The organism is Rothia sp. CCM 9418, from assembly GCF_048512825.1.
Classification (GTDB): domain Bacteria; phylum Actinomycetota; class Actinomycetes; order Actinomycetales; family Micrococcaceae; genus Rothia.
Genome location: NZ_JBLXXX010000001.1, coordinates 543,567 through 570,371, shown reverse-complemented (window position 1 = coordinate 570,371; position 26,805 = coordinate 543,567). Strand labels below are relative to the sequence as shown.

28 protein-coding genes are annotated in these 26,805 nt (G+C 44.5%); 7 read left to right on the top strand and 21 right to left on the bottom strand.

All coding sequences use genetic code 11. The features are described 5' to 3' along the window. The first annotated feature begins 149 nt into the window (after positions 1 to 149). The gene (locus tag ACN083_RS02735; RefSeq protein ID WP_419101287.1) at positions 150 to 1,400 is read left to right on the top strand and encodes an MFS transporter; all 1,251 of its coding nucleotides are present in this window, start codon (positions 150 to 152) and stop codon (positions 1,398 to 1,400) included. Here ACN083_RS02735 and dnaB read toward each other — a convergent pair. The 12 genes from dnaB to ACN083_RS02675 all read right to left on the bottom strand — a co-directional run bounded on the left by dnaB (position 1,397) and on the right by ACN083_RS02675 (position 11,468). Next, positions 1,397 to 2,758, bottom strand: a complete 1,362-nt coding sequence (gene dnaB / locus ACN083_RS02730) for a replicative DNA helicase (RefSeq protein ID WP_419101286.1) — start codon at positions 2,756 to 2,758, stop codon at positions 1,397 to 1,399. The genes ACN083_RS02735 and dnaB overlap by 4 nt on opposite strands. 172 nt (positions 2,759 to 2,930) lie before the next feature. Next, positions 2,931 to 3,260 (bottom strand): hypothetical protein, encoded by a 330-nt coding sequence (locus ACN083_RS02725; RefSeq protein WP_419101285.1) that lies wholly within the window; start codon positions 3,258 to 3,260, stop codon positions 2,931 to 2,933. Between the two features lie 112 nt (positions 3,261 to 3,372). Beyond that, on the bottom strand, positions 3,373 to 3,822 hold the full coding sequence (rplI, locus tag ACN083_RS02720) for a 50S ribosomal protein L9 (RefSeq protein WP_419101284.1): 450 nt from the start codon (positions 3,820 to 3,822) through the stop codon (positions 3,373 to 3,375). 21 nt (positions 3,823 to 3,843) lie between these two features. Then, complete coding sequence (gene rpsR / locus ACN083_RS02715) at positions 3,844 to 4,080, bottom strand: 30S ribosomal protein S18 (RefSeq protein WP_004005948.1); 237 nt, start codon at positions 4,078 to 4,080, stop codon at positions 3,844 to 3,846. Between the two features lie 82 nt (positions 4,081 to 4,162). Then, the gene (locus tag ACN083_RS02710) at positions 4,163 to 4,795 is read right to left on the bottom strand and encodes a single-stranded DNA-binding protein (RefSeq protein ID WP_419101283.1); all 633 of its coding nucleotides are present in this window, start codon (positions 4,793 to 4,795) and stop codon (positions 4,163 to 4,165) included. Positions 4,796 to 4,904: 109 nt separating this feature from the next. After that, positions 4,905 to 5,210 carry a 30S ribosomal protein S6 gene (gene rpsF, locus ACN083_RS02705; RefSeq protein WP_419101282.1) on the bottom strand — a complete coding sequence of 102 codons (306 nt, stop codon included), beginning with the start codon at positions 5,208 to 5,210 and terminating at the stop codon, positions 4,905 to 4,907. A gap of 223 nt (positions 5,211 to 5,433) precedes the next feature. Further along, positions 5,434 to 5,739, bottom strand: coding sequence for a TM2 domain-containing protein (locus ACN083_RS02700; RefSeq protein ID WP_419101306.1), 306 nt, complete (start codon positions 5,737 to 5,739; stop codon positions 5,434 to 5,436). Positions 5,740 to 5,870: 131 nt separating this feature from the next. Further along, positions 5,871 to 6,566: a response regulator gene (locus tag ACN083_RS02695; protein WP_419101281.1), complete on the bottom strand. Its 696-nt coding sequence runs from the start codon at positions 6,564 to 6,566 to the stop codon at positions 5,871 to 5,873. Next, positions 6,547 to 7,947, bottom strand: coding sequence for a histidine kinase (locus tag ACN083_RS02690; RefSeq protein WP_419101280.1), 1,401 nt, complete (start codon positions 7,945 to 7,947; stop codon positions 6,547 to 6,549). The genes ACN083_RS02695 and ACN083_RS02690 overlap by 20 nt, the downstream gene beginning before the upstream one ends. A 13-nt stretch (positions 7,948 to 7,960) precedes the next feature. After that, positions 7,961 to 8,776 (bottom strand): ABC transporter permease, encoded by an 816-nt coding sequence (locus tag ACN083_RS02685; protein ID WP_419101279.1) that lies wholly within the window; start codon positions 8,774 to 8,776, stop codon positions 7,961 to 7,963. Beyond that, the gene (locus tag ACN083_RS02680) at positions 8,776 to 9,822 is read right to left on the bottom strand and encodes an ABC transporter ATP-binding protein (protein WP_419101278.1); all 1,047 of its coding nucleotides are present in this window, start codon (positions 9,820 to 9,822) and stop codon (positions 8,776 to 8,778) included. The genes ACN083_RS02685 and ACN083_RS02680 overlap by 1 nt, the downstream gene beginning before the upstream one ends. A 221-nt stretch (positions 9,823 to 10,043) precedes the next feature. Beyond that, positions 10,044 to 11,468: a CCA tRNA nucleotidyltransferase gene (locus ACN083_RS02675; RefSeq protein WP_419101277.1), complete on the bottom strand. Its 1,425-nt coding sequence runs from the start codon at positions 11,466 to 11,468 to the stop codon at positions 10,044 to 10,046. Between the two features lie 91 nt (positions 11,469 to 11,559). Between ACN083_RS02675 and ACN083_RS02670 the strand changes: the two genes are divergently transcribed. The 5 genes from ACN083_RS02670 to trxA all read left to right on the top strand — a co-directional run bounded on the left by ACN083_RS02670 (position 11,560) and on the right by trxA (position 16,647). Then, entirely contained in the window at positions 11,560 to 12,066 is a 507-nt protein-coding gene (locus tag ACN083_RS02670) for an NUDIX hydrolase (RefSeq protein WP_419101276.1), read from the top strand. A gap of 32 nt (positions 12,067 to 12,098) precedes the next feature. Beyond that, on the top strand, positions 12,099 to 13,760 hold the full coding sequence (gene murJ / locus ACN083_RS02665; RefSeq protein ID WP_419101275.1) for a murein biosynthesis integral membrane protein MurJ: 1,662 nt from the start codon (positions 12,099 to 12,101) through the stop codon (positions 13,758 to 13,760). A gap of 97 nt (positions 13,761 to 13,857) precedes the next feature. After that, positions 13,858 to 15,102 carry a serine/threonine protein kinase gene (locus tag ACN083_RS02660; RefSeq protein ID WP_419101274.1) on the top strand — a complete coding sequence of 415 codons (1,245 nt, stop codon included), beginning with the start codon at positions 13,858 to 13,860 and terminating at the stop codon, positions 15,100 to 15,102. A 150-nt stretch (positions 15,103 to 15,252) separates the two neighbouring features. Further along, positions 15,253 to 16,281: a thioredoxin-disulfide reductase gene (gene trxB / locus ACN083_RS02655; RefSeq protein WP_419101273.1), complete on the top strand. Its 1,029-nt coding sequence runs from the start codon at positions 15,253 to 15,255 to the stop codon at positions 16,279 to 16,281. Positions 16,282 to 16,308: 27 nt separating this feature from the next. Beyond that, positions 16,309 to 16,647, top strand: coding sequence for a thioredoxin (gene trxA / locus ACN083_RS02650; protein WP_419101272.1), 339 nt, complete (start codon positions 16,309 to 16,311; stop codon positions 16,645 to 16,647). Between the two features lie 65 nt (positions 16,648 to 16,712). On the opposite strand, the gene ACN083_RS02645 is transcribed toward trxA, so the two are convergent. The 9 genes from ACN083_RS02645 to rpmH form a co-directional block, all read right to left on the bottom strand. Continuing rightward, complete coding sequence (locus ACN083_RS02645) at positions 16,713 to 18,371, bottom strand: alpha-keto acid decarboxylase family protein (RefSeq protein ID WP_419101271.1); 1,659 nt, start codon at positions 18,369 to 18,371, stop codon at positions 16,713 to 16,715. A 342-nt stretch (positions 18,372 to 18,713) separates the two neighbouring features. Beyond that, positions 18,714 to 19,826 carry a ParB/RepB/Spo0J family partition protein gene (locus ACN083_RS02640; RefSeq protein WP_419101270.1) on the bottom strand — a complete coding sequence of 371 codons (1,113 nt, stop codon included), beginning with the start codon at positions 19,824 to 19,826 and terminating at the stop codon, positions 18,714 to 18,716. Between the two features lie 188 nt (positions 19,827 to 20,014). After that, the gene (locus ACN083_RS02635; RefSeq protein WP_419101305.1) at positions 20,015 to 20,878 is read right to left on the bottom strand and encodes a ParA family protein; all 864 of its coding nucleotides are present in this window, start codon (positions 20,876 to 20,878) and stop codon (positions 20,015 to 20,017) included. A gap of 452 nt (positions 20,879 to 21,330) precedes the next feature. Then, on the bottom strand, positions 21,331 to 21,975 hold the full coding sequence (rsmG, locus tag ACN083_RS02630; RefSeq protein WP_419101269.1) for a 16S rRNA (guanine(527)-N(7))-methyltransferase RsmG: 645 nt from the start codon (positions 21,973 to 21,975) through the stop codon (positions 21,331 to 21,333). After that, complete coding sequence (locus ACN083_RS02625; protein ID WP_419101268.1) at positions 21,976 to 22,518, bottom strand: protein jag; 543 nt, start codon at positions 22,516 to 22,518, stop codon at positions 21,976 to 21,978. A 4-nt stretch (positions 22,519 to 22,522) separates the two neighbouring features. After that, the gene (gene yidC / locus ACN083_RS02620; protein ID WP_419101267.1) at positions 22,523 to 23,500 is read right to left on the bottom strand and encodes a membrane protein insertase YidC; all 978 of its coding nucleotides are present in this window, start codon (positions 23,498 to 23,500) and stop codon (positions 22,523 to 22,525) included. 52 nt (positions 23,501 to 23,552) lie between these two features. After that, entirely contained in the window at positions 23,553 to 23,936 is a 384-nt protein-coding gene (yidD, locus tag ACN083_RS02615; protein WP_419101266.1) for a membrane protein insertion efficiency factor YidD, read from the bottom strand. Positions 23,937 to 23,942: 6 nt separating this feature from the next. Further along, positions 23,943 to 24,353 (bottom strand): ribonuclease P protein component, encoded by a 411-nt coding sequence (rnpA, locus tag ACN083_RS02610; protein WP_419101265.1) that lies wholly within the window; start codon positions 24,351 to 24,353, stop codon positions 23,943 to 23,945. A 64-nt stretch (positions 24,354 to 24,417) separates the two neighbouring features. Next, positions 24,418 to 24,555, bottom strand: a complete 138-nt coding sequence (rpmH, locus tag ACN083_RS02605) for a 50S ribosomal protein L34 (protein WP_419101264.1) — start codon at positions 24,553 to 24,555, stop codon at positions 24,418 to 24,420. Between the two features lie 521 nt (positions 24,556 to 25,076). Between rpmH and dnaA the strand changes: the two genes are divergently transcribed. Then, the gene (gene dnaA / locus ACN083_RS02600) at positions 25,077 to 26,642 is read left to right on the top strand and encodes a chromosomal replication initiator protein DnaA (RefSeq protein WP_419101304.1); all 1,566 of its coding nucleotides are present in this window, start codon (positions 25,077 to 25,079) and stop codon (positions 26,640 to 26,642) included. The last annotated feature ends 163 nt before the right edge of the window (positions 26,643 to 26,805 follow it).

Here is a 26,805-nt window from a genome sequence, read left to right as displayed (position 1 = left end):
CACAAAACAACACACAAAAAAGATTTAAAAAAGCTCAAAAAAACCTGCCAGAGCACCCCATAAAGCCCAACAACAGTACCCAGCACCCAAAACGGCAACTACCATTACCACTAAATAGCATCATCATCCGAAGAAAAATACACCACTACATGAACAACACACACCCACACAGCCCTGAACCCTGGAACGGATATTCAAAAGGCTCACGCGAATACATCTACATGCTCATTGCCATGTTCTGCGCAGGCATCGCCACCTTCGCCCAACTCTACGCACCACAAGCAATCCTCCCCTCCATCGCAACCGACCTAAACATCACCCCATCTAGTGCAGCACTAACAATCTCAGCAGCAACACTTGGACTAGCCCTTTTTGCCATGGTCTGGGCCTACATCGCCGACATCCACGGCAAAAGCAAAGCCATGTTCATCGCAATCAGTATCGCCACAGTACTCGGACTAATCAGCCCATGGGTTCACGACTTCACCATACTCCTCACCCTCAGATTTGCAGAAGGAGCAGCACTAGCAGGAATAGCAGGAGTAGCAATCGCCTTCATCACCGAAGAAACAAACCCACTCCACGCAGCAACAGCAAGCGGACTATATATCGCAGGAAACACCTTAGGAGGACTCGCCGGACGACTCTTCGCAGGCCCCCTCACCCAATGGACCGGAGACTGGCGCATCGCCATCACAGCAGTCTCACTACTAGGAGCCATCACCGCACTCATCTTTATCATCAGCCTGCCCAAAGCCCGACGATTCACGCCCATCCCACGCAAAGGATCTTTCAGCAATACCCTCAAACAAGCCAAAAAACACCTCAAAAACCCAGCAATGCTTGCACTATACCTCTACGCATTCACCATGATGGGAACCTTCGTAACCATCTATAACTACGTAGGGTTCCTCCTCAAAGCACCACCCTATCTCTTCTCCGAAATAGCTCTCTCAGCGCTCTTCCTCTCCTACCTACTAGGCACAATATCCTCATCAATATCTGCCCGATTCAGCACACGATGGGGAAACCTCAACGTCATGATAGGATCAACTGCCCTCCTTATCCTTGGCATAGCTCTCACGATGATCACAAACGTCACCGCCATTATTATCGGAGTCCTGCTCTTGACCTTCGGGTTCTTCTGCGGGCATTCCATCGCCTCAGGATGGACAGGACTACGAGCCACAACAGGAAAAGCGCAAGCAACAGCACTCTATAATCTCGCCTACTATGCAGGTTCAGCAGTTATTGGTTGGGGTAGCGGATTAATCTACAACACCAGCGGATGGTACAGCACAGCCTGGTTTTGCATCATTTTCACAGCACTACTCGTATCACTATGCGTCATGGTTTTAACACGAAACGATAAACCTCATAACGACGCACCAGTAGCCTAAGATTCAATACTAGGTGGCGTATCGTTGACCATATTCGCAAAGCGAGAATAATGTCCCTGGAATCCAACAGCAATGGTCTTAGTAGGACCATTACGATGTTTAGCGACAATAACGTCCGCTTCTCCAGCACGTGATGACTCTTTATTCTGAGCATCATCACGATGAAGCAAAATAACCATATCTGCGTCCTGCTCAATAGAGCCAGACTCACGCAAATCCGAAATCATCGGACGATTATCTGCACGTTGAGTAGAACCACGGTTCAGCTGAGACAACGCAATAACAGGAATTTCCAACTCTTTCGCCATCAACTTCAAGGAACGAGAAAATTCAGAAACTTCTTGTTGACGAGACTCTACCTTTTTACCAGAAGTCATCAACTGCAAATAGTCCAGAACAATCAGCTTAAGATTATTGCGTTGTTTAAGACGACGTGCCTTCGCCCGGATCTCCATCAACGTCATATTGGGAGAATCGTCAATATACAAAGGAGCGCTATCCATCTTTCCCACAGCAGCTGCAAGAGTAGACCACTGTTCTTCATCAAGTTTTCCCTGACGTAGACGAGAAAGGTTAATCCTAGCTTCAGCTGAAAGAATTTTTGTTGCAATTTCGTTACGGCTCATCTCCAACGAGAAAAATACCGTCGCCATATCCTTCTTAATAGCAGCATGGCGAGCAATATCCAGAGCAAAGGTAGATTTACCAATACCAGGACGAGCAGCAATAACAATCATCTGGCCAGGCTGAAAGCCATCGGTTAATTCATCAAACTCAAAGAATCCCGTTGGTACACCACTAATACCGCTACCTCGAGCAACCTGAGCCTCGATATCATCAATGGTCTGATCCATAGCCTCTTTAAGCGGCACATAATCCTCTGACGCGCGACGATCACTAATCTGATAAATTTCACCCTGAGCCTGATTGACGAGAGCCTCAACTTCGCCATCTTGAGAATAACCGAGTTGAGCAATCTTCGTACCAGCCTCAACGAGACGACGCAAAATAGCGCGTTCAGAAACAATTTCAGCGTAAAATCCCGCGTTCGCCGCAGTGGGCACAGACGTCGTCAAAGAATGCAGATAAGGTGCTCCACCAATACGAGATAGCTCGCCGCGTTTTGTCAGTTCATCGGTTACGGTAATAGCATCTGCTGGCTCGCCTTGCCCGTACAAAGTAATGATTGCGTCATAGATACTCTCGTGTGCAGGCTTATAAAAATCCTCGCCACGAAGCACCTCAACAACGTCTGCAATAGCATCTTTAGAGAGCAACATTCCACCAAGGACAGACCGCTCTGCATCATCATCGTGAGGAAGAGTACGAACACCGTAATCAGAAGAATTTTGAGACACAATCAACCTTAAATTGTCGAGATATTTTTACAAAGAACCCCGAAGATTATTCACTATATTCACCTAGTGAAAACCATTATAAAAACACGTGGCAAAATAGCTGTTCCACGTGAAACATACTATGAGAAAAACTTATCCCAATGGAAGCGTTAGCACTTCATTCTGTAGAGAACTATCCCACAACAGAGATAGCAAGAAAGAATGTTGCAGGATTTGCCAGTAAGGAAACCAGCAAAAGGAGTGCATTATGCACTTTAAAACGTCGGTAACGAGCTAAACCAACAACCGCCAAAATGCTCGACAGTAACGACATGATAACGGCAAGAACCACACAGATGAGAAAAATCGTCAAACTATCAGAAGGCGTTCCCACGTTATTCCAAAATCCCAAAGATATCAGCAATAACGAAATCAGCTCAGCAACCAAGGCAATCAGAAACATCTGCAAACTTGGACGCAGCTTCGGAGCAGAATCCTTCTCCGACGAAACCAATGAAAACATGATCCCTTGACCTATTCTTCAAGCAATGAACATGATGATGACATAGAAGAAGTGCCCTCCCCCGTTGAAACAACAGGAAAGGACACTTCTTCTATATGCAATAAGCCATTACTTATGCAGCAACGACATCTAATGCAACCTGTGCAACAACGTCTTCGTGCAAACGCACAGAAACTTTGTAAGCACCGGTGGACTTGATAGCGGATCCAAGGTGGATAGCACGCTTATCAACGGAACCTAGACCGGCAGCTTCAATTGCTTCTGCAATTGCTTCCGCACGAACGGTACCGAAAAGTCGACCTTCAGCGCCAGCTTTATGAGCTACGGTAACAGTAGCTGCAGCAAGCTTAGCTGCCTGTGCCTGTGCGTCTTCAAGAGAAGCCTTAGCGCGAGCTACACGAGCTGCGCGAATGGACTCAACCTGACGTTCGCCACCTTTAGTCCAGGTCACTGCAAAACCGCGAGGTAGCAGGTAGTTGCGTGCGTAGCCGTTCTTAACGGTTACGACATCGCCAGCAGTTCCGAGACCGGATACTTCCTGAGTCAGAATAATCTTAGCCATGTTCTTCTAATCTCCTTCTCTTTAGCGGCCAGCGCCGGAGTAAGGTAGCAATGCAACTTCGCGGGCATTCTTAATTGCCTGAGCGATTTTGCGCTGTTCCTGGACGGTGACGCCGGTAACGCGACGTGCACGGATCTTACCGCGATCGGAGATGAACTTACGAAGAAGTGCAACGTCCTTGTAATCAATAACAGTTACGTCAGCAGCCTTGAGTGGGTTCTGCTTTGGTTTGGGCTTACGAATTTCAGCCTTAGCCATCGTGGTGCTCCTTTTTCTTTGGGAGCCCGCGGAAAATACCGCGGGATGGGTTGGATATTTGGATTAATGAGGAAGGTTATCTTTAGAACGGAGGTTCGTCTTCTGCACCAGCGCCCCAATCATAGTTTCCACCAGATTGAGAGCCCCAAGGATCTGCAGAAGGAGCAGGCGCTGCCTGTGGTGCAGGATTTCCTCCACCAAAGCCACCACCGTTATAGCCGTTACCCCCGCCGAAACCGCCAGAAGCTGAACCGTTATACCCATTGTTCTGGGTAGGAGCGGCAAAGTTATTGCCACCGCCGGCGTAGCCTTGCGCATCTTGAGCACCACCGAAGTTACCTCCGGAGCGCTGTTGATTACGGTTAACAGACGCAGAAGCAAAACGAAGGGATGGGCCAATTTCTTCGACCTCAAGCTCCATCGCAGTGCGACGTTCGCCTTCCTTAGTCTCATATGAACGGGATTTCAAACGCCCCTGAGCGATAACGCGCATTCCCTTATGTAGGGTTTCTGCAACATTTTCTGCTGCCTCACGCCAGATGGATGCTCGCAAAAAGAGGGTTTCACCATCTTTCCATTCGCCACTTGCTCGGTCAAAGCTACGCGGAGTTGAAGCAATCGTAAAGTTTGCTACCGCTGCACCGTTAGGAGTGAAACGAAGCTCAGGATCACCAGTAAGATTACCAATCACGGTAATGACGGTATCTCCAGCCATTTGAGGCCTCCATTCATAGAGTTTTTCAAATAACAATTCATTCTGAGAGCAGTTATATCAAGAGTAAAAATAATCTTGTTGATAACCACATCAAAATCATGAATGAATATTATTTAGAAGAGATTTTCTGGTCTTCCGGACGGATAATCTTGGTGCGCATTACAGACTCGTTCAAGCTAAGAACGCGGTCAAGCTCTGCAGCAGTTTCCGGAGTGGAAGTGAAGTTAACGACGGCATAAATACCTTCAGTCTTCTTCTGGATTTCGTATGCCAAGCGACGACGACCCCAAATATCCATGTTGTCGATAGTGCCGTTGTCTTTGGTAACGATTTCGAGGAACTTAGAAAGAGTTGGCTCTACAGCCTTGTCTTCTACCTCGGGATTGAGGATAACCATTAGCTCGTATGCACGCATGATTAAACCCCTCCTTTGGGCTAAACGGCTATGGGATTTCCATAGCAGGAGATGTATAACAGTCAGTGCACCGCCGGAGATTTACCCATAAAGTACACAGACTTCACCTACTCTACAGTAAGAGCAGTATAAAGTGCAGAAATTTACCAATTTCAGCACAAGGTCACATGAATTACACCAATGTCATCTAAAACTGAATCTCAGGTCAATGCATATCGCATGATTAATAACGATAGGCTCGAGAATTCAAAATACCCACACGTATTGGCATCGTAAAGAGATCAATAACCATCAAAACACCGAGGAGGAAGAGAAACACCCATCCAATCAGAATAGGAGTCGTCAGCCAGCCAATCCCCAGCAAAAGAAGATACAGAACAAACATCATAGGCTGCCTCAAATACAACTTATGAATACCCCATACCCCAAGGAAAAACCACAATATATACGCAATCAGCAACGATTTTTGCTTCACGATATACACAGTAGAAGGGGAACCCTGATAGGAGTTTCGGCCTCCATGATTCATGTATTCCGGTGTGTAATGTTCTCTATTTGACATCAATATCCCCTTTCTTAGAAATATCGTCGGGGAAGAATTTCTCTATTAGTACAACCGTTCACGTAGCTGTTTTATTCCTCAGAAACACGATTCGAACGCTACTGACCAGAAGTTCTATGTGGACGAACCATTCCAGATTCATACGCGAAAACAACAACCTGAACACGATCACGAAGATTAAGCTTTGACAAAATCGACCGTACATGTGTTTTAACAGTCGTCTCGGAGAGGAAAAACTGTTGAGCAATCTCAGCGTTAGAAAGCCCCTCAGCAATAGCACCCACCATATCTTTTTCGCGAGCAGTTAAAGAATCAATCAAATACTGGTACCCGTGAATAGCGGCCCGACCTAACGAAGAATCTTCAGCATACTCTTTCACGAGCCGAGCAGTAAGAGTAGGAGTCACCATAGATTCTCCAGCATTGACTGTATGAATAGCAGCAATTAAGTCTTCAGGGCGGATATCTTTGAGCACGAAGGCGCTGGCTCCAGCTCTTAAACCAGAGAAAGCGTATTCGTCGAGGTCAAAAGTTGTCAGAATAATGACTTTTGAATCACTCATACTCGTAATTTTCTGAGTCGCGGTAATACCGTCCATAACGGGCATCCGAATATCCATCAATACAACATCAGGATGGTGCTTTTGCACCATCTCAATCGCTTCTTGCCCATGCGATGCTTCGCCAACAACCTCAATACCTGCATTTTCAAGAACGAGACGAAACCCCATCCTCAACAATGATTGATCGTCTACTAGCAGCACACGCAAAGGACTATTTTGTTGCTCTTGCATTATTTTCTACCTCGGATGTTTTGGAACGGTCTTTAGTTTGACTCGTTGATTCCCACAATAAATGAGCACGAACAGTCCAGCCCCCACGGTCATTCGCTCCAGCACGAAGCGATCCATGATAAGCAGCAACCCTCTCTTGAATACCGATAAGGCCCTTGCCGCTTCCAATGCTATTTTGTCTGCGAGAGATACCTCTACGTTCTATTCCACTTGTGCCATCATTGGCAATAATTACCACAATATCGGGCAGATTGACCTTAATGAGGACCTCAATAATATGTGCGTCTTGGGCATACCTTAAAGCGTTAGTCAAAGACTCTTGAATAATACGATAAAGCGTCATATGCAGCTGACTATCTTCAGGCAATTTTTGACCTTGCTGAGAAAAAGAAACAGGAAGACCCGTCGAACCAAAAGAATCGACTAGCGCTTTGAGGTTATCGATGCCCAGAGTCTTATTTCTTTCTACTGGCGATAAAAGCTGTTGTGGGGACTCATCACGGAGAACTCCTAGCGTCTCTCGCATGTCAGCAAGCGCACTGCGTCCCGTATCAGACAGCTCTTTGAGAATATGTGACGTGCGTTGAGGGTCTTTAGCGCTAATGGCTTGAGCACCATCCGCTAAAGCAATCATGACCGTCAAAGAATGAGCTACAACATCGTGCATCTCTCGTGCGATACGATGACGCTCCTCGATGGCAGCTAATTTCTGTGTCTTATCGAAGCTGCGAATAATTTCTTGGTCAAAGAGTCGATTCTTATGTACTTGTCGAGCGACAAGAAATACGACGAGGTTCATCAAAAGAGACGAAAGCGTCAGGAAGCCAAGAACTGAATAACTGATGATGACATATCGCGAATCGTAGCTTCCGTCAGAAGGTCCGCCTCTACTAATCCCAGCATATATGTATGGGTAATAGATAAAACCTAAGACGACGAGAAAGATACTAGTGGCAATAAAAATAGGAAGGGATTTTTTAAAAGGGTATTTAACTACTGCAGAATAAAGAAATATATAGAAGGTAATTCCAGTTGGAGATGTAAAAATTGTCTGAAGAATTTGTAGTTGCAAAAAATCTATACATATTGATAGGCATATCAATAGTACGGGAAATTTTTCCCTCCAAAATATTCCTGCAGCAAAGAAGAATGCTACACAAAAATAAATAGTAACATTTTTATCGTGGTCAAATATCTCTGAATCTGAGGAGAATAAGAGTTCTAGAAAAACAAAAAGTAAATTATTGACAGCCCAGAAGAGATTAACCCAAAAAGTATTTTCGTGAATCCAACGACGAATAATTCCACGGCGTTGCAACACTAGACGCCGTCCTTCAGTAGCGACGGCGTCTAGTGATTCCGATGAACCTCGATGATTCATGAGTTTTTAGCTCTTAGCTATCGGTAAAACGGAATCGCAGATAGCCGAAGAAGGCAGGAACAGCTCCCCATAGAGCAAGGATAGAGGCTGCCATCGTATAGCTAATTTTCGCGTCGTCTGCTTTACCATAAGAAATCAATTCACTACCTACTGGAAGTGGAAGATAGTTCGTGAAATCTTTAGCCCAGTCCCATGGAAGGAACAATAAGAAAACAATGTACGTTACCAAAATGGTAATAACAGACAGAATAATACCGCCAGCATTGTTACGCAGCAAGGAGCCAAAGCCAAGGCCCATCCACGATACAAACATGCAGTAGAGACCAACTGCTACCCAGTTCAAAAGAACCCCTGAATTCAGTTGAGGAGATAGCTCTGGGATAATGGCCAAAGAGCCAATACCGAAGGAAATGGCGGCACAGATAAAGCCCCAGAAGAATCCGATAAAGCTCACAACAATGAACTTTGCTATGTACAAAGCAGAACGGCGAGGAACAATCGTTAGCGATGTATAGATTGAACGGGTGGAGTATTCGGATCCAATAAAAATCACCGCCCATGATGCAAAAAGCATGCTAGTGAAGGACATACCCGCTCCACCAATGCCTTGAGCAGAATTGCGAAGCATATCAAGAGATGTCCCAAGAGTTTCGCTGTAGTTGATAGACAATGCCCCGATGAAGCCAAAGCCTGCCATCATTGCTAATACGGCAATGCCCATAACGAGGTGAGAGATGACAGTTCTAAATTTTAGAAATTCAGAGCGAACAATGCCACCAAAACGTAAACGTTGATCAGATGATGTGTGAAGTGCTGTATGCTGGCTCATTATTTTGTCTCCTTTGTAGAACCTTTTGACCAAGGTGCATCCGATGGGGAGTTTGTTTCAAACATCGTTGCTTTTGTTGCTTGAGGAATAGATTGAGAAACTTCACCAGAAGATAACGTTTCTTCAGCTTGAGAAGCTTCTATTCCGTGAGAAGAATATTCAACGGAGTCTTTAGTGAGTTCCATATAAACATCTTCTAAGGTGCTAATTTGAGGTGTTAATTCATACAGAAGAACACCGTGTTCTTGAGCAATCTGAGCAACTTCGCGGGAGCTAGCACCAGAGACCATGAGGCCATCTATTTCGTGTGCCTTAGTAACGAGTTGACGTTCACGCAAGAGTGTATCGAACTGTTCACGATGATCAGTTCGCACCAAAACGGGGTTGTCAGCAGAACGGGCAAGAAAATCTTTAATAGAAGAATGAGCCAGAATCTTACCGCGACCGATAACAATAAGCTCATCAGCAGTCTGAGACATCTCGCTCATTAGATGTGAAGAAATGAGGACACAACGTCCCTCAGACGCAAGATGTCGAGCAAGGTTGCGAACCCAAATAACACCTTCGGGGTCAAGACCGTTAACAGGCTCATCAAAAATGAGGTTATGAGGATCCCCCAAGAGAGCAACAGCGATACCTAGACGCTGCCCCATGCCGAGAGAGAAACCGCGAACTTTTTTATGAGCTACAGCGCCAAGACCTGTGAGTTCAATGACTTCATTGACTCGTTTTTTTGAGATTCCATGGGTCAAAGCAAGCGAGCGCAGGTGTTGGATAGCTGAGCGTCCCGGATGCATTGCTTTAGCGTCTAAAAGAGCACCAACGGATAGCATCGGTGAGCTGAGTGTTTTATAAGTTTTTCCTTCGACAAGAGCTTTGCCAGAGGTTGGTTTTTCTAAACCAACGATCATGCGCATTGTGGTTGATTTTCCGGCGCCGTTAGGGCCAAGGAATCCTGTAACTTTCCCATCAGGAACAGTAAAACTGATGTTATCTACGGCTGTTTTTGAGCCGTAGCGCTTCGTAAGCTGGTGAACTTCTAACATAAAGATCGCTCCTTATCCTGAGCGTAGGGTATGAGGTGGTTTATGTTCTTCATTCTACGAAGTTCACCATAAGAGCACCTCATCCCTAAGGACGAACCTTGAATTTTCCTTTAAAGATGCGTAAGAGTCGGTGATAAAAATATCTAGTTAATAACATATCCCCTAGTGGTTTACATATTCTGTATAGGGAATATGTAAACCACTAGGGGATAGAGGTGACCTTATTGCTCTAGAATACCTTCTTCTTTAGCCCACGATAATAAACGTTCACGAGCATCTTCTTCAGATAAGACACCTTCATCCAAACGCACATTAAGCAAGAACTTATAAGCCCGACCCACAACAGGACCAGGAGAAATACCCAGAATCTGCATAATCTGTTCACCGTCTAAATCTGGACGAATAGCATCCAACTCCTCTTGCTCAGCGAGAGCCGTGATACGACGTTCTAAATCATCATAGGCACGGGAAATACGCTGAGCCTTACGCTTATTACGCGTTGTCACATCAGCACGCGTCAAACGGTGCAACCGCTCCAGATATGCCCCTGCATCACGCACATAACGACGCACAGCAGAATCACTCCACCCAGCATCACCATAACCGTAGAAACGCATATGAAGCTCTACCAAACGAGCAACAGCTTTGGTTGTGTCATTATCAAAACGCAAAGCACGCATACGCTTTTTAACCAACTTCGCGCCAACAACATCATGATGCAAAAAACTTACAGAACCATTCTTCTCAAACTTGCGAGTAGCAGGCTTGCCAATATCGTGCATCAACGCCGCAAAACGAAGAATGAAATCGGGAGAAGGCACTGCCCCCTGCTCGTCAGTTTCTTGAGCGGCTGCCTGTTCAAGAACCGTCAGAGAATGTTGATACACATCTTTATGACGATGATGCTCATCAATTTCTAATTTAAGCGCCGGTATCTCAGGCAAAACATAATTCGCAAGACCAGAATCGACAAGAAGATCGATGCCACGACGAGGAGCAGCTGCTGTGATGAGTTTAATGAGCTCATCACGTACACGCTCAGCAGAAATCATGTCAATACGTTGAGCCATCTTCGTCATAGCATCAAAGACTTCAGGAGCCACATCAATATCAAAACGCGCAGCGAATCGAGCAGCTCTCATCATTCTCAGAGGATCGTCTAAGAAAGAATCTTCAGCTCGTCCAGGAGTTCGAATGACACCAGCACGTAAGTCTCTAAAACCCCCGTAAGGATCCACAAGCTCTAAAGAGGGTAGACGCAACGCCATGGAGTTGATTGTAAAGTCACGCCGAAAAAGGTCGTCTTCTAGAGAATCACCAAAAGAAACAACAGGTTTACGCGAATCGTGACGATAAATTTCTGCCCGATAGGTAGTAATTTCGACAGTTTCATCGCCCTTTCTTAAACCAATAGTTCCGTATTCTTTACCAATTTCCCACGTCGTATCAGCCCAGTCATCAACAATTTCTAGAATCTGATCGGGGGTAGCGTTGGTTGTGAAGTCTAAATCTGTTGCTTTTTGAGCAAGGAAAAGATCTCGAACAGGACCACCCACCAGAGAAAGTTCATACCCAGACTGCGCGAAAAGCTCGCCAAGGGATAGAGCGATGGGGTCAATAATAGAAGAGTCAAAAAGATGCGCCATAGTCATACCATCGTGCCAGATAAATGACCGTTATACCCGTATCCCACACAATAATCAGGCATAGACTCATTTCATCGGTTAAGGTAGAGACATGACTTTTCCTATACCTCGGGCTCCCAAGAAGCGGGCAATAACCCCTATTTCTCTCTTGCCGACGGTAGAAGAAGTCTCTGCAGGAGGGGTTATCGTCGACCTTGACAAGCCTAATTTTCCTGTAGCTATTATTGCCAGAATGAACCGCGGAGGGCGTTTAGAGTGGTGTTTACCGAAGGGACACCCTGAAGGATCAGAAAATAACGCTCAAGCGGCAACACGCGAAATCGAAGAAGAAACAGGAATTTCTGGACAGGTTCTTTCTCCTTTAGGAAGCATTGACTACTGGTTCACTGTCGGCGGACGAAGAGTACATAAAACAGTTCATCATTACCTTTTAGCTGCCACGGGAGGATATCTCACCACAGAAAAAGATCCAGATCATGAGGCAATTGCCGTCGATTGGGTTAACATTGACGATTTAGGGCGTAAACTCTCATTTTCGAACGAACGACGAATTGCTGAGATTGCGCGCGAATACATTATTCACCAGCTCTCCTCGTGAGAAGCTCTCTCAGCAAAGATTAAGGGCACAACGTGGCACGTACAGGTGCAGTATCTAGCGCAATTATGGCATCGGGGACGATGGTTTCCCGTATTCTTGGGTTCGTTAAAACCATTCTCATTACCGTTGCTATCGGCACCGGAACCGCAATGGGAACTATTTTTGAAACGGCAAACACCCTACCTAACTTGATTTATGTTCTTGTTGCCGGAGGTATTTTTAACGCCGTCCTTGTCCCACAAATTATTAAAGCAGCAAAACACGATGACGGCGGCTCAGACTTTATTTCACGGTTAGTTACCCTAGCAACTGTTGGTATCGCCGCTGTAACCGTCGTTGTCGTAGCTTGTTCTGTGCCTATTATCTCCATCATGGGACGAACTTGGACGGAAGAACAACGCACCTTAGGGCTGATTTTTGCGTTGTGGTGTCTTCCGCAAATTTTCTTCTACGGTTTCTATACCATCATCGGACAAGTTCTAAACGCTCGGGGTGCTTTCGGCTGGTTTATGTGGTCTCCAGTAATCAACAATGTGGTAGCGATTATTGCCCTTATCCTCTTTATCAATGTTTTTGGTCAACAAACTAACACTGTTCCGCCGTTACACACTGTGAACACGTGGAGCACTGCTCAGACGGTCGTTCTTGCAGGATCAGCAACGTTAGGTGTTGTAACTCAAGCGTTAGTACTTCTTATTCCTCTGCGTCGTATTGGTATTCGTATTCGCCCAAAGTTTGGGTGGAGGGGTATTGGTCTTGGTGCGTCCGTTAAATTAGCAGTGTGGACATTAGCTACTGGAATTGTTTCTAACCTTTCATTCTTTTATCTCATACAAATTGCTTCAAACGTTATTTCACAAGATGGAAAAATTGTTCCTGGGATTCAGGCGCTCAATTACTCGTCTATGCTGTATTCATTACCTCATGGTGTTATTGGACTTTCTATTGCAACATACCTTTTCAATAAAATGTCCCATGCATCACAAGAGAATAATCATCAAAATGTAATACATGCTTTATCTTCTGGTCTAAGAGTTTCTTCTATTGCAACTATTTTCTTATCTGTAGCTCTTATTGTTTTTTCAGGACCGGTAGGAGTATTATTTGGTAACGGAAATAATATTTCTGCTGCCCTCATTGCTCAAACAATTTGCATTATTGCTTTAGGCGGACCTTTCCTCACTATTTCTTTTATGATGGGAAGAGTTCTCTACGCAAGAGAAGACGCAAAAACTCCATTTATTATTCAGCTCATCTCTGCAGTAGTTATCGTTGGGATGGGATTCTTCGCGTCCCGACTTAACCCGCACTATATTGTCTTTGGTTTAGCAGCAGCCTATGCCTTACAGAATGTTCTTTCTGTGGCCCTAAGCCATATTTTCCTCAAAAGGTATCTTGGGGACTACGACGGGATTAATATTCTTTCGACTCATGCTCGCGTTGGCCTTGCATCCTTCGTTGCCGGTATTTTCGGTTCACTAGTTCTCTGGATACTTGGCGGCTATTCATTTGATGGGTTTGCATGGTCAGGAACAACTCCGGCTCTCATCACAATTGCTGTAGGCGGAACTATTATGTCTTTGGCCTATTACATCGCTTTGCAAATCTTTAAAGTACAAGAGCTCGATGCTCTTATCTCCCCCATTGCGCGAAAACTTATGCCACAACGTCACCAATCTCGACACAAAATATAGATTTATTTTCAACAGACAGAACCCAACACGTCGTTATAACGGGTAAGATTCAGAAGAGAATCACCGTCTTAAATATTTAGAGCCTTGGAGGGCTACCTTGTCTCATTCACATTCCTCCCATCCCATTGCTATCAACACTGTTCTAGGTGAGCGTTATCGTGTCACCGCTGCTATTACGCAAACAGAACACGGCGACGCAGTTTTGGAAGGTAAAGACCAGGTTCTGAATAGACGCGTGTCGATTGTCGTAGCTTCCCCTACTCATAATGATCGTTTGATTGCTAATGCGCGCCTTGTTGCCACGACATCGCGCTCCCCCATTCAGGTGCTTGATTTGGGCAATAGCGAAGGACGAACGTATCTTGTCACTTCCTATTCACGCCCCGAAGCGCTTTTAGAGAATCTTTTGGCAGATTCATCGGCAGTAGCAGCTTCCTCCGAAACGCAAGAAGCTCTTGGCCAGGAAATTTTTGGGGATGAGGTAGCAACGGGAAAGACTCCTTATGCTGAGGTATCAGAACCAACACCAGAAGATACCGCAATTTCTGCGGTACGAGCTGTTGAGGATCACGAGACTTTAGCTCCATCTACCGTCGAAGATTCCTCTTATGACGAAGAATATGATGAATACGATTATCCTGATGAACCAGAATTTGATGATGAAGATGATCAGCGTTCTGGTGGAGTATGGATTGTAGCTATTGCAGCTATTATTCTTCTTGTTTTGGGCGTAGCTATTGTTTTTTCTTCCATCAATGGCATGGTTTCGAAGAAAAGTGAGAATGAAAACGTAGCTGCCGCCAGTACTTCTGCTACGGCCAAGCCTTCACAGAATAAGTCCTCAGAGCCTTCAGAAACACCTTCTCCAAGCGTTTCTCATGTTCCGCCAAAGATTATAAGCGCATCTCGTCTTGTGCCGTCTTCTCCAGATTTTATGGCAGATCAGGATACGACTCTCCCCCAAATGCTCGATGGTAACCCAGCAAGTACATGGATTAGCTACGGTTTCGCAACTCCTAATTTTGGTGGCGCGACCGATTCCTTCGCTTTGGTATTCCAACTTCAAGAACGTACCGTTGTTTCTGAACTTACGATTGAACAGATCAATGGCTCAGGTGGCGCATTTACGGTATATACCAACAATACGGCGTCTTTGGATGGTGCAACGGAAGTTAGTTCAGGCTCTTTCAATGCGCCAAAAGTCAACGTCAAACTTGACCAGAAGAAGCAGGGTGAAGGCATTCAGTATGTTCTGGTGAAGTTCACAGAAGCTCCTCTATTGGGTCAGCCTATTGCTGGTTATAACTATGGTGTGCGCATTGCTGAAGTAACAGCCCGGTAAAGTTCTTTGACGCGTTTTCTCGACTGCCGCCTGATGTATTCTTTTTCTACCTCAGGCGGCAGTTGTTCACATAGGCTCAAGAGTTTGGAATAATCAGAGCTACATCATGGTTCTATTTGATGAACACTATTTCTATGAAAGAAGGATACTTTGCCAAACGAGTCTTTGGGCAGTCTTTTCTCTGCTCCTACTGGCGTCAAAGTGGACACTGCAGCCGTAGAGACTGCACCCACTGCAGAGGCTGGGGACAGTCAGATTCATGACGTCATCATTGTTGGTTCTGGCCCGGCAGGGTACACTGCAGCGATTTATGCTGCTCGAGCTAATTTACGTCCTCTTCTTTTTGCGTCCTCTGTTTCCCCTGGTGGCGATTTGATGACAACAACTGAAGTAGAGAATTTCCCTGGTTTCGTTGACGGTATTCAGGGCCCTGAATTGATGACAACTATTGGGGCGCAAGCTGAACGTTTTGGTACTGATATCCGTTACGAAGATGTTGAGTCGCTTGAGCTTGAGGGTGAGGTCAAGAAAGTCATCCTCAGTGATGGATCTACTTTTTTGACCAGGACTGTCATTATTTCAACAGGTTCTGAATATCGTAAGTTGGATGTTGATGGTGAGCAGCGACTTTCTGGTCATGGCGTTTCGTGGTGTGCCACTTGTGATGGTTTTTTCTTCAAAGGTAAGACTCTTGCGGTGATAGGTGGAGGAGATTCCGCCGTTGAGGAAGCTCTCTACCTAACAAATCATGCGGCAAAAGTATATTTGGTTCATCGTCGTGATACGTTGCGAGCATCAGAGATTATGCAAAAGCGCGCTTTTGACAATCCTAAAATTGAAATGGTTTGGGATTCTGCTGTTCAGTCAATCAATGGGGAGGATAAAGTTTCTTCTATAACGTTGACTAACACTAAGACTTCAGAAGAATCTGAGCTCGTAGTAGATGGGGTATTCGTTGCTATTGGCTCTGATCCACGCACAGCCCTCGTTCGCGACATATTAGAACTGACTGAGGCTGGAACTATTGCCGTTGATGGGCGTTCTTCACGTACCTCAATCCCTGGTGTTTTCGCTGCTGGAGATGTGATTGATTCGACGTATCGCCAGGCGATTACAGCTGCAGGTTCTGGCTGTGTTGCGGCGCTAGATGCCCAGCATTATCTTGAATCTCTTTCTTAGATAGAGATAGTTTTCATCCACCACTATATGAAGGAAATAATTATGGCTAATCAAGTAACTGATGCAACTTTTGCTGACGAGGTTCTTCGCTCTGAGAAACCTGTCATTGTTGATTTTTGGGCGGAATGGTGCGGTCCTTGTCGTATGCTTGGACCTGTTATCGATGAAATTGCTGAAGAATATTCCGAACAGGTTAAAGTTCTCAAACTTGATGTAGAAAATAATCCTGAAACAGCAATGAAATATGGCATCACATCTATTCCAGCAGTTTATGTTTTCAAAGATGGTGAAGTCGCTCATCAAAGTGTTGGAGCAAAGCCTAAGGCAGCTCTTCTGAAAGAGTTTGCTCCTTTCCTTGGCCTCTAACACCTAAAGGCCCTCATTAGGGTGTTGGTTGTGTTTCACGTGAAACACAACCAACACCCTATTTTTTATTGAGAGTTCGCGCGTGCTAAAGCCTTCGCAACGTCATTGAGTAGTTGAGGGACATCATCTTTATCCATAATAATTTCCATAAACACCATGCGATCACGAGTTTTATTAGTGATACGGCAAGCATCTAATAATTCTTGGGCAGTTCGGACTTTAAATAAGAGGACGTCATCTTCACCTGCACCAAATGCAGCAGGTATAAGGTTCCATTGATAACGGTGAATATCGTTATAAGGCTGTTGCGGCCCATGAATAGCTCGTTCAACGGTGTATCCGTCATTATTAATAAGAATAATGACCGGATTAATTTTCTCACGCAGCATTGTTCCAATTTCTTGGATAGTTAGCTGCGCTGACCCGTCTCCAATAAGTAGAACACCTCGTGACGACCTATCTGCTATTGACGCTCCGAGCATCGCTGGCAAGCTATATCCGATAGACCCCCACAGTGGTTGCCCAATAAACATTGAGGATTCTGGAAATTTCCTATTCGCCATCCCGAAGAAAGAAGTTCCTTGGTCAGCAACAACAATATTTCCAGGAGTCAACTCTCCAGAAAGCAAATCCCACAAGGTATCTTGTGTCAAAGAAGCGTTCATATCAATCTTTTGAGTTTGTTCTTTGACTTCTTTTTGGAGAGGGTATGGCTTGGCATCATATTCTCGAGCAACCTCTACAACAATCTCTAAGGCTGTTTTAATGGTCAATGGAGTGAAAACTTCATGCCCGAGGCGTGAAGATTGTGGACGAATATGAACCGTATTCTCGGGAAGTTTCTGAGAGAATCCCGCAGTAGTAGAATCAGTAAATTCCACACCAGCACTAATAAGAACCTCTGCATTCTCAATAGCGTCTTTAGTTCGCTCATCAGAGACCACCCCTGCATATACTCCGGCAAATTGAGAGTCACTCTCGTCGACAAGAGTTTTGCCCCACATTAATGTAGCGTGAGGGAATCCCGTTTCTTTGAGGAGTGTCTTAAGCTGTTCACGTGCTCCCATACGATGCACCAATAAATCAGCGAGAACGCTCACTTCTTTCCCTGCAAGAACCTCGCTCAAAGCCTTTCTAAAGGCTTTTTGAGCACCTTCAGAGGATAATGCAACATCAGTTTGAAGAGGCTCTCGAGGCGGTGTAGTCTCCACTCTTGCAACATCGGTCGACAACAAGAGGTAACCTGGTCGACGACGGATTACTACTTCACGAATCACGCGATCGATTTCAGCCGTTGCTGTAGCATGGTCAAGGTCTGCTACTGCACAGGAAACTTCCCGCGCCATTCTCATAAAATGCGAGAAATCACCATCACCTAACGTGTGATGCATTTTCAGGTGGTTTGCTTGATTTTCTTTACTTGGAGCACCAACAATATGCACGACAGGAACATGCTCAGCATAAGAGCCAGCTAAAGCATTGATCGCAGAGAGTTCTCCGACCCCATAGGTGGTAACAAGGGCACCTAGTCCACGAACTCGAGAATAACCGTCAGCACTATAACCAGCGTTAAGTTCGTTTGCGCTACCAACCCAAGATATATTTTTATGTTCTACGATGTGATCTAGAAATTGAAGATTAAAGTCTCCGGGGACTCCAAATATTTCAGTAATCCCCTGCTCTGCAAGCCTGTCCAACAGGTAATCACTCACTGTATAGCTCATATAGTCCTCATCTCTTTTTTATCAATGCAATAAAAAAATATTGCAAAATATTCTTAGCTGTTTTCAGAATCACACAAAGGAGGAAAAGTTGCAAGACAGGTGAAACACAAAAGGGAAATTTTCCAGCATCTCGCTAGAGAGAGTCCCTCTTGTTCCACATGAAACCCTCCTTAAAAGAGGTATTCATGCAGTATATTTAACCACAAAAGGTTTATATCCTTCATAAAACCTCGTTTCACGTGAAACATTTCATTAGAAGACAGCAAGAAAACCTTACACTTAAAATAAATAATGCGTGAAATAAATATATTTATTTCACGCATTATTAATAAATATAATTATCTATTTTTTATCTATATTTGGATCGAGAACAGAAATAATTCTATTAAGGTCTTCCACAGAAGCAAATTCAATAGTCATTTTTCCTTTACGGGCACCTAATTGAATTTTAACATTTGTATCAAGCCTATCAGCGAATGCGTCTGCAATATAATCCAAGCGTTCATGATGCTTTTGAGGTCGAATTGTTTTAGGTTCTTTTTTAGGCTGTTCCGAAAAATGTGATACTAGTTCTTCTACAGCGCGAACAGATAAACCTTCATTAACAATTTTTTGGGCAACCTTTTCCATTTCAGCATGAGTTTTCAACGACAATAACGCCCGAGCATGCCCCGAAGACAATACACCAACAGCGACTCGGCGCTGCACGAGAGCAGGAAGCTTTAGAAGGCGAATAGTATTCGCAATCAACGAGCGAGAACGCCCAATTTTTTGGGCTAATTGTTCTTGAGTAGTTCCAAACTCCTCAAGAAGTTGCTGATACGCTGCAGCTTCTTCAATAGGATTAAGCTGGCTACGATGAAGGTTTTCTAATAATGCATCACGTAGCAAATCAACATCATGAGTTTCTCGAACAATAGCAGGAATCGTATCGAGACCAGCTCGTTGCGTTGCGCGCCAACGACGCTCCCCCATGACTAATTCGTATTTTTCCTGACCATTTTCACGGCTTTTTCTTACCACAATAGGTTGTAAAACACCTATTTCTTTAACAGAATGAACAAGTTCTTCCATATCTTGCTCATTGAATTCAGTACGAGGCTGTTTTCTATTGGGGTGAATATCGTGAACATTAAGAATGGTAAATTGAGCGCCGGGAACAGGGATTAGCCCACTGTCAGACTGACTTTCTCCGCCAAAGAAGAAATCGACAGGTCGCCTATTAGAAGTTGAACCACGAAGAGCTGCTCCCATGTCTGCACGTTTTTTCTTCGAATCCTTCTGCTGGGTTTGAGATGTTCCACGTGAAACATTCTTTGAGTCACCATTGTGTTGAGGAGCATTTTGAGATAAGCGATCTGCAGTTTGAGATATGTGAACGTTCTTCTCTGTGTAGTTTTCAGTAGGAATGAGAGCGCCAATGCCTCGACCTAGCCCACGCTTCTTTTCTGCCATAGTAAGATTCTCCTCTTATTCAGTAGACCGTCTAAGTCTAACTGTTTCACAAGAAACATAGGGAGAAAGATGCGATGTTTCACGTGAAACTCTTAAATTGTACGCTCTTTTAAAAAGTTGTTCTTCATGAATAAAAAGCAGTTGCTTCCTTTTCTTCACATAAAACAACCTATTTAGATTTATAATAATTATTTTCTTTTTGCTATTTCTATAGCAGCTTCTATATAAGCTCTAGAACCAGTCGATAAGACATCATAACTAATTACAGTCTGCTGATAGCTTGGCGCTTCTGAGATACGAACAGAACGGGGAATAACAGCATCAAGAACTTCATTCGGGAAGTGAGCTCTTACTTCATCAGCTACCTGAGAAGCTAGATTTGTTCTTCCGTCATACATTGTCAAAAGAATAGTACTCAACACAAGATCAGCATTAAGATGTTTCTGAATCATCTGGATGTTTTTGAGTAGTTGACTCAACCCTTCCAACGCGTAGTATTCACATTGAATAGGGATAAGAACTTCTTGAGCCGCAACAAAAGCATTAACGGTCAGCAGACCAAGGCTTGGTGGGCAGTCAATAAAAATATAATCAAGGCGTTCTAGCCCTTTATCTTGACGCCATTGCTCATATTCTTGAATTGCTCCTCGCAGTCGGTTTTCACGAGCAACCATTGAGACAAGTTCAATCTCAGCTCCAGCAAGATCAATATTTGCAGGCGCACACCAAAGCTTTTCGACGTCTGGACACGGTTCAATAACATCAGATAAAGGAACTTCGTCAATGAGTACGTCGTAGACGCTACGCACATCGCTTCCGTGTTGAATACCTAAAGCTGTTGACGCGTTGCCTTGAGGGTCGCTATCAATGACAAGAACGTTCATTCCTTTAGTGGCAAGAGCGGCCGCTAAGTTGACCGCGGTGCTTGTTTTCCCGACGCCGCCTTTTTGATTCGAGATAGCAAATACGCGGGTTTTTTCTGGTCGATTCAAAACGATTTGTTCCAGTTCCTTAAGTTTCTTTTTCTCACTTAAAACCTCTGCAGAAACCATGCTATCGAGCCCTTTGCTCCGCACCTGTTTCTCTATTTTCTGACGCGTTTCACGTGAAACATAACCGCGATCCAGCCGAGGAGTGCCTGCGCTTTCTGGTGGATCCGGCGGCATTCCAAAATCAGGAACATTAATTGCTATTTTTTGGTTCATGAGGTTCCAGTCAATCCTAACTTTCTCCCCTCAAGAGCAATATAGAAAATTCGGCACTACGACATGAGGGTGCTACTTAGATTACCTGTTTATCAGTGACATATCGACAATATTTACAAATAAAAACCTTAAAAGGTTGTTCTTAAAGATAAACTCCCAAATATTAAAAATCGCACAGGCAAGATTCACCCCATCACATACCAGGCACAACAAACTTAACAAATATAAAAAATGGTGGTATCAATACCTTGCAGTATTGATACCACCAAAAAGTAGAATCGATTTACAGATAAAAGCTTCTAAAGAGAAACTCTCACAATAGTCGTCGGTTCATCAAGAAGCTCTTCACCAGCACTAAGCACCTCTACAGTACGAGCACCATATTTATTGAGCTTCTTTTGCGCCTTAGCAATTTCTTCTCCAGCAGAACGTCCTTTAATCGCAAGCAACTCACCAGTACCACGAAGAATGGGAAGAGTAATATCAACAAGTCCCACCAACGCCGATACAGCACGAGCCGTCACATATTCAACGTCTACCATGCCGATAGCTTGCTCGGCACGAGAACGCAAAATTGTCACGTTCCCCAGTCCCAAATCTTCAACAACTTCATCAAGCCATATCACACGACGCTCCAGAGGCTCTATCAGCGTAATATCGAGGTCTGGACGAGCAATAGCCAAACAAAGCCCTGGAAGGCCGGCACCGGAGCCCACGTCAGCGATTGAAGCGTCTTTCTTGATATATTCCTGTACCACAGCACAGTTCAACACGTGACGCCCCCACAAACGAGGAACTTCTCGAGGCCCGATAAGACCTCTCTCAATACCGCTAGTGGCAAGATGCTCAACATAGCGTTGAGTGAGCGAAAGCCTCTGACCAAAAATCTTTTCTGCAGCGATTCTTTCAACGCCGGTTAGCTCCGGAAGAATATCCTGAGTCATTTATGCCTCCGGAACAGAGATAACGATGTGACGCCCTGCCCCTTCTCCTTCAGACTCTGAATAAAGACCATTTTCAGCGACAAGATCATGAACAAGTTTGCGTTCGTAAGCACTCAAAGGCTCCAAGTGGTAGTCTTCTCCAGTTTCTTTGACCTGCGCAATAGCTTCTAGTGCCATAGAAGTAGCTCGTTTAATACGTTTTGCGCGATATTCACCGATATCAAGAACCAAACGGGAATGATTTCCCGTAGCAGCAAGTACCGATAAGCGCACTAGTTCTTGCAAAGCAGCAAGAGTATTTCCTCGTTTACCGATAAGAGCTTTAAGCTGTTCGTTCTCACCATCTTCATTAATAACAGAAAGATATGTGCGGTTATTACGAATCTCAATGTCGATATCTCCATCAATATCAGCGATATCAAGGAGTTCCTCAAGATAGTCTGCGGCAATGTCGCCTTCATCTTCGAGGTATTTGAGCTGATCTTTTTCCTCGCAGTTTTCGTGTTCTTCAGACATAGGTGTTTCTTCCACAAGATGCTCCATCAAACTAATTCTTCTTTTTCTGTTGTTGACGCTGACGTTTTTTGCTGACAGGCTGTTGGCGTTGCCCTTGAGCTGCACGTTCACGTGCTTTTTGCAATTCTTCTTCGTATTGTTCTTTAGTCTTACCGACCGGTGGCAGACCTTTTTCTGCGCGACGAGCGTTGAGTTCTCGTTCTGCCTGAGAACCGGGCGTTGGGTTATTACGAATAACCCACCATTGCTGCCCTACAGACCAGATATTTGAGACAGTCCAATACACAAGAACACCGATAGGGAAGTTAATACCAGAAATCAAGAAGATGACGGGGAAGATATAAATCATCATCTGCTGTTGGCGGTACATGGGTGACTCTTTAGCTGCGTCAGACATGTTTTTAGCACCCAACTGTTTCTGGGATACAAACATGGATACAGACATCAAGACGACGAGAGCGCCAGCGACAATAATCGTGCTTGCGTGGTTTCCGTTCCCCGGGTTCAACATCGTTGAGAAGAGCGGGACTTGTCCAAAAATATAGGAATCGTTGAACTGTTTGACCAGATCACTAGAAAGCATCAAAATGCCTTCATGTTTTTCTGCTGCGTGGGGAATTCCTCTAAGTACTTCGAACAGTCCAAAGAAAATTGGCATTTGAGCCAGAATAGGGAAGCAAGAAGAAAGTGGGTTAGCTCCACGTTCTTTATACAGAGCCATCTGTTCTTGCGCCATAGCTTGACGTGAAAGCTGGTCTGTTTTACCTTGATATTTTTTCTTCAGTTTTGTGAGTTCTGGCTGAAGTTCTTGCATTCCTCGCATAGATTTAATCTGTTTAAGGAACAGAGGAATAGTCAGAGTACGCATCACCAGCGTCAGCCCGACAATAGCAAGTACCCATGTCAGACCCGAGGTAGGGTCTAATCCGAGTGTAGTAAAGAGTGAATGGAATACCCAGAGGATAAAGGAAACAATCCATTTAAAGGGCCAGAGAATGGCGTCAAACATCGAGTTCTCCTTGGCTCGTTGAGCCTATTAGTTTGGTCTGTTGCATGATGGTTTATAGATAGTCTTGAGGGTGGTTCAAGAGAATAATTTTAGGTTCTTTTCCGGCAGGAAATTTTTGTTTTCCTGCCGGCACTTCATCAAGTCCACCAGTCGCCCAAGGATGACAACGCAGAAGCCTGCGGACAGTAAGCGACAGCCCCTTAGTTGCCCCGTGTTGAAGGCATGATTCTAGGGCGTAAGCCGAACAGCTTGGATAGTATTTACAAACATTTCCATAAAGTGGTGAAATGACTGCTCGATAGACTTTCAATACCGCGATAAGAAAATTCTGTGGCAATGTCCAGAGAGCATGCTGTATGGATTGTGGACGAACAAATTCGTGTGGCGCTTGTTCTAAAAGGTCTGATTCCAACGTACAAGAAGAGTGCTTCGTCATAGATTTTCAGCATTCCTCTCGGCGGGATAATGAGGCAGTTTCAGGGCTTTGTGCTACTGCTTGCAGACATTGTTGTGATGCTATTTTAGCAAGGATGCTAGTTAGAGCACTTTCATAATCTTGTGCTAGTTGCTCCCATGTGGCATGAGAGGATGCCGGAAGAGCGCGAATAACTAGTTGGTATCCCTGCGGAAGTTCTTTGAGTGTGGGTGCTGTGAGTGCGCGTAATCTTCTTTTGACGAGGTTTCGGGTAACAGCGTTCCCAACAGTTTTAGAGACAATAAATCCGATAATGGTAGGAGATTGCCCATAGGAAGTTGCATATAGAACTAAGTTCCGGCGCCCAGAACGGACACCGGAACGTGTAGTTTCTGTGAATTGGACTTTTGTCCGCATCCGGTGCTGTTGAGCCAGCACATGTTCTCCTTTCGGTTTCGACTCCTAGGATTCCCCCAGAGGTCGAGGAGGGAAGGAGTTTAATTTATGCCGAAAGAGCGGTGCGACCCTTGCTGCGACGGTTTGCCAAGATGGCACGACCTGCACGGGTGCGCATGCGAAGACGGAAACCGTGCTTCTTGGCACGACGGCGGTTATTCGGCTGAAAAGTCCGCTTGCTCATTTTGTTACTCCAAAGCGTTTGGTAGGGGCGCGCAACCCTTCACCAATTTGTTTAGAAACAGGTTGACGCTTATTTCTGATGATGAGCACACATCCTAAGCGTTTTTTCACACTATTGCCCTGCCTAAACAGAGCGTACGGAGCGTACACATATGACTAAAAAACTCTATGAGGTTAATTGCCTGTGGTCAAGCAAGGCACAGCTAAGTTTTTAATCACAGCATGTGCATAATCTATTATCAACACCTGTGGATTTATTCCTTTTGAGGCACTAAATTTCATGTTTTCCACAGAATAACCACTCATAACTCATCAACAGTTACTTTTCTTGTAATTCACGACTTCTTCGATAAACTGTCTCGAAGTGCCCACATGAAATACACTGTGTAAATAACAAGTTTTCCACTCTGTGTATAACACCTGTGGAAAACTGTGGATTTTGGTTTTTAAGCGCTAAAATTTAATCTCAACATTACCCAATATAAAAGGAGTTCCACCTTGAGCGAGCAATCACATGACACCATGATGCTTCGTTGGGCTCATCTCAAGGAGATGCTTCGAACTAAAGTCAGTCCGCGGTGGATGGGATTCATTTCACAAGCGTTGCCTCAAGCACATATGGGTTCAGTATTACTTATTGCGGTTCCTAGCGAGTATGCAAGAGAAGTCATTCAACAAAAAATCAATCACGAATTCAAGGTTGCATTAGAAAACGCTTTCGGAGAAGGAACTACCGAAGCTATCGTCATTGATACCAGTCTTGAGGAAGTCTCCTCTGCTGCTTTCGTTCAGCCAAAGAATCCTCAACAAGAGATCTCGTCACCGGCTAAAACCGCTAACATACCCCAAAATAATGATGAGATTCAGGTTGTTGAGTCTGTTCCGACAGTTCAACAGATAGAGACGGAGGGGCGTCTGGCAAGCCCATCCTTTACACAAAGTAGTCATTCTGTTCAGGAAGAATCAGTTTCTCTTGTTCAAGATGTTGAGATACCCAAGCCAAAGCAAAACACCGAGACGTCAACAGCATCGTCTGTGTGGGAAAGCTCTGCCCGCCTCAATGATAAATACACTTTCGACACTTTTGTAATTGGACAGTCTAATCGTTTTGCTCATGCGGCAGCTTTTGCTGTTTCAGAAACTCCAGCATCTGCATACAATCCCCTCTTTATCTATGGCGATTCGGGGTTAGGGAAAACTCATTTGCTCCACGCAATCGGACATTATGCGAAACGACTTTATCCAGAACTTCGAGTACGTTATGTCAATTCCGAAGAGTTTACGAACGAATTTATTAATTCCATTCGAGATGATGAAGGCTCTTCATTTAAGCAGATTTATCGCAATGTTGATATGTTGCTGATTGATGACATTCAGTTTTTAGCTGGTAAGGAACACACTCAAGAGGAGTTCTTCCATACTTTTAACACTTTGCATAATCATCAGAAGCAAGTAGTCATCACTTCTGATTTGCCTCCTAAAATGCTCACTGGCTTCGTAGAACGTATGCGTTCTCGTTTTGAGTGGGGGCTTATTACTGACGTGCAACCACCGGAATTAGAAACTCGCATTGCCATTTTGAGGAAGAAAGCTCAGAATGAATCTATCGAGGTGCCTGATGATGTGATGGAGTATATTGCCTCGAACATCGCGACTAATATTCGTGAGCTAGAAGGTTCTCTTATTCGTGTGGCAGCGTTTGCATCGTTAAATAAGCAACCTATTGATTTGTCAGTGGCAGAACGTGTCCTCAAAGATTTTATTACCAGCGACGGTGCTCAAGAGATTACCGCTTCTCAAATTCTTGTGGCGACTGCGAGCTATTTTGATGTGTCGATTGAAGAATTACAGTCAAAGTCTCGAACACGTACTCTTGTGACAGCGCGCCAGATTGCGATGTATCTGTTGCGGGAGCTGACAGATATGTCTCTTCCTAAAATTGGTCAAGAATTGGGTGGCCGTGACCATACTACGGTCATTCATGCTGACCGAAAAATTAGGAGTTTGATGGCAGAACGACATCAGATTTTCAATCAAGTAAATGAGTTAACCAACAAGATAAAACAAGCTCAAAGGGCTCAGAAGTAGTTCTGACAAGCTTAAATAACAAAAAATCTGGACTGTGGATAACTTGTGTGACTTAAGGTCTTAAAATGTGGACGTTAAGTGCATAGTTATACGTTTTAAGTGGATTGCTTATACAGCATAATTATTCATTCACACTGGGTTCACTTAATGAGCTTTATTAAAA

What these genes read in the sequence shown, in the direction of transcription:
- rsmG (WP_419101269.1), bottom strand. Translation starts at nt 21,975, where the DNA reads ATGACTCAGGATATTCTTCCGGAGCTAACCGGCGTTGAAAGAATCGCT.
- ACN083_RS02735 (WP_419101287.1), top strand. Translation starts at nt 150, where the DNA reads ATGAACAACACACACCCACACAGCCCTGAACCCTGGAACGGATATTCA.
- rplI (WP_419101284.1), bottom strand. Translation starts at nt 3,822, where the DNA reads ATGGCTAAGATTATTCTGACTCAGGAAGTATCCGGTCTCGGAACTGCT.
- ACN083_RS02675 (WP_419101277.1), bottom strand. Translation starts at nt 11,468, where the DNA reads ATGGCGCATCTTTTTGACTCTTCTATTATTGACCCCATCGCTCTATCC.
- ACN083_RS02640 (WP_419101270.1), bottom strand. Translation starts at nt 19,826, where the DNA reads ATGGCAGAAAAGAAGCGTGGGCTAGGTCGAGGCATTGGCGCTCTCATT.
- rpsF (WP_419101282.1), bottom strand. Translation starts at nt 5,210, where the DNA reads ATGCGTGCATACGAGCTAATGGTTATCCTCAATCCCGAGGTAGAAGAC.
- ACN083_RS02725 (WP_419101285.1), bottom strand. Translation starts at nt 3,260, where the DNA reads ATGTTTTCATTGGTTTCGTCGGAGAAGGATTCTGCTCCGAAGCTGCGT.
- yidD (WP_419101266.1), bottom strand. Translation starts at nt 23,936, where the DNA reads ATGACGAAGCACTCTTCTTGTACGTTGGAATCAGACCTTTTAGAACAA.
- trxA (WP_419101272.1), top strand. Translation starts at nt 16,309, where the DNA reads ATGAAGGAAATAATTATGGCTAATCAAGTAACTGATGCAACTTTTGCT.
- dnaA (WP_419101304.1), top strand. Translation starts at nt 25,077, where the DNA reads ATGATGCTTCGTTGGGCTCATCTCAAGGAGATGCTTCGAACTAAAGTC.
- ACN083_RS02680 (WP_419101278.1), bottom strand. Translation starts at nt 9,822, where the DNA reads ATGTTAGAAGTTCACCAGCTTACGAAGCGCTACGGCTCAAAAACAGCC.
- ACN083_RS02710 (WP_419101283.1), bottom strand. Translation starts at nt 4,795, where the DNA reads ATGGCTGGAGATACCGTCATTACCGTGATTGGTAATCTTACTGGTGAT.
- ACN083_RS02695 (WP_419101281.1), bottom strand. Translation starts at nt 6,566, where the DNA reads ATGCAAGAGCAACAAAATAGTCCTTTGCGTGTGCTGCTAGTAGACGAT.
- ACN083_RS02635 (WP_419101305.1), bottom strand. Translation starts at nt 20,878, where the DNA reads ATGGTTTCTGCAGAGGTTTTAAGTGAGAAAAAGAAACTTAAGGAACTG.
- ACN083_RS02670 (WP_419101276.1), top strand. Translation starts at nt 11,560, where the DNA reads ATGACTTTTCCTATACCTCGGGCTCCCAAGAAGCGGGCAATAACCCCT.
- yidC (WP_419101267.1), bottom strand. Translation starts at nt 23,500, where the DNA reads ATGTTTGACGCCATTCTCTGGCCCTTTAAATGGATTGTTTCCTTTATC.
- ACN083_RS02690 (WP_419101280.1), bottom strand. Translation starts at nt 7,947, where the DNA reads ATGAATCATCGAGGTTCATCGGAATCACTAGACGCCGTCGCTACTGAA.
- ACN083_RS02685 (WP_419101279.1), bottom strand. Translation starts at nt 8,776, where the DNA reads ATGAGCCAGCATACAGCACTTCACACATCATCTGATCAACGTTTACGT.
- rpmH (WP_419101264.1), bottom strand. Translation starts at nt 24,555, where the DNA reads ATGAGCAAGCGGACTTTTCAGCCGAATAACCGCCGTCGTGCCAAGAAG.
- ACN083_RS02700 (WP_419101306.1), bottom strand. Translation starts at nt 5,739, where the DNA reads ATGAATCATGGAGGCCGAAACTCCTATCAGGGTTCCCCTTCTACTGTG.
- ACN083_RS02625 (WP_419101268.1), bottom strand. Translation starts at nt 22,518, where the DNA reads ATGGAGCATCTTGTGGAAGAAACACCTATGTCTGAAGAACACGAAAAC.
- rpsR (WP_004005948.1), bottom strand. Translation starts at nt 4,080, where the DNA reads ATGGCTAAGGCTGAAATTCGTAAGCCCAAACCAAAGCAGAACCCACTC.
- ACN083_RS02645 (WP_419101271.1), bottom strand. Translation starts at nt 18,371, where the DNA reads ATGAGCTATACAGTGAGTGATTACCTGTTGGACAGGCTTGCAGAGCAG.